Origin of the sequence: Microcoleus sp. N3A4, from assembly GCF_036701805.1 — a bacterium.
GTDB lineage: Bacteria > Cyanobacteriota > Cyanobacteriia > Cyanobacteriales > Microcoleaceae > Microcoleus.
Map to the genome: position 1 here is coordinate 1 of NZ_JAUBRJ010000166.1, position 1,848 is coordinate 1,848.

The following is a 1,848-nucleotide window of genomic DNA, read 5'->3' on the forward strand; positions in this document are numbered from 1 at the left end:
GATGTCAGGCGTTGAGCTTTGAGACTCCTGTTTTTTGCGAGATTTTTTTGACCAGCTATTCTTCGGTTTTTGTGGCAGTTTTTTCACCTTCTTTATTTGAGGGCGTGATGGAGTTTGTTGTACACTTAAGCTATAAGATAAACGAGTCTCAATTTCGACTATATAAATCACAGAAATTTCCAATCCCTGTGACGACTTACCCGCTACACCATTATAAAAATAACCCTTACCGTCAGTTTTTTTGCCACTTTTTCTTAAAAAAGAACAATCAATAACGGCAATGACTGTGTGTTCAGGATTTAAGGTAAATTCGAGAAAATATTGATTAAATTGTGGAAAGTTAAAGCTTTTGAGAAAGTGACGACGGTAGGTTTTTTTGCTCAAACAACTATAACGACTGAGATTGGTGAAGTTGACCAAACCAAAGGACCAGCAAAATAGTTGAGAATAAAGTGATTAAAAACTTCTTTTGGGGTTGACTAATCCCTGGCATTTGTTGTAAGATGGATTCAATAATCTTCATGTATGCAATCTGTTGAGCTTGTGTGTTTTTATAGCTTAACCTAAAAGAGTGCCTTTTTTTCTGTTTATTTTGGGTTCAGATAGCACTCAGTTTTTTCAATTCACTATTTTATTGCGATCGCATTCCTCTTTAAAAACTGTCCGGAGTATTGAATTAATACCAACTTAATCATGATTAGTGAAGCCCGATTAGTTTGCAACTGATTTAGGATTGCTATATTATCCCAATTTGACTGGTACTTTATTTTTCCGCGAGTCCCTAATGCTGCCGAAAGAGTTATTCGTCCAGCCGTAAGAAAGGCGGCGTACCAGTTTTGGCTCCCAAACAAAAGCAGGAAGTACTTTTGTCGCACGAATGCTAACTGTAGTGACCACACTAAAATCGCAACAACGCAATATCTTGGAGTTGATCACGACTGCTGTTGCCAATAACCGTGAAGGTAAATCTGCTCCTTCTTTACTTCCAGAAATTGATTGCTCGTAAAAAAAATGAGTAAGAGTTTTGCACAGTTAGGTGATTACTGGCAATAACTTATGCTGAAAATTTGGCTTAATAGTCAATAGAGTTTGGGCGTTCATTATTGTTGGCTTACTTTTGAGAACTCAAACATTCTCAAACATATTGATGCCTGGGGGGGTGACAGAAAGGTCTAGGAGATAGACCGGATAAGGGTTGCAGCCCGCATACCTTGTTGATAAAATCGGCGTTTATTTGGACTTAACTTGCGTTTACTCTTCAACTTGTTCAGCATATTGTTTTAGATAATTAACCCACTTTTCTCCATCTACACCCACACCAAATGTACTCCGTCTACGATATTTTTTTTGGGGTTCTTTACGACGAGATACATAGGGCTTGCACCTGCTTTTGCCGGATTTCAGTTCCTTGAAATATTGCCGCAGTGTAGGCGAGAGTCATCAGCAAAATCATCTTAATCAGTCGGTCTCCTTTTAAGCTAGTTCCTTCAAGATCGTAGCCTCCTGTTTGACAATCTCGGAACATTTCTTCAATTCCCATCCGCTGCTTATAAGCATTGATTGCTGCTGGCAATGACCCTAAATCTGTGAGAATAAACCATGCTTCATCCACTGTAAATCCTCCAGAGTTTCTTTTCCATTTACAGGCTAGGTCAAATCCAGTAGCAGTCCGACTTTTTCTGACTCTTTTTCCTTGAAAGTATAAAGACGTTCCCGGCACTATTCCTAGTTGATCTAGCCGTTGCCAAACTAAATGTTCTGTTTCGATTAAGATGATTCTTTTTCAGCCTCAAGCAAAAAGACACACCTTTTTCCATCAGCCAGTTCCCCAAATCGGAGCGAGCAGAA

The 1,848-nt window shown here is 39.0% G+C and carries 1 protein-coding gene and 1 pseudogene; both read right to left on the bottom strand.

Annotation, left to right across the window (positions count from 1 at the left end):
- Positions 1-384 (bottom strand): annotated as a pseudogene (locus QUA56_RS36455) (transposase); the annotation flags it as partial.
- Between the two features lie 973 nt (positions 385-1,357).
- Positions 1,358-1,612 (bottom strand): hypothetical protein, encoded by a 255-nt coding sequence (locus tag QUA56_RS36460; RefSeq protein WP_333368865.1) that lies wholly within the window; start codon positions 1,610-1,612, stop codon positions 1,358-1,360.
- Between the last annotated feature and the right edge of the window lie 236 nt (positions 1,613-1,848).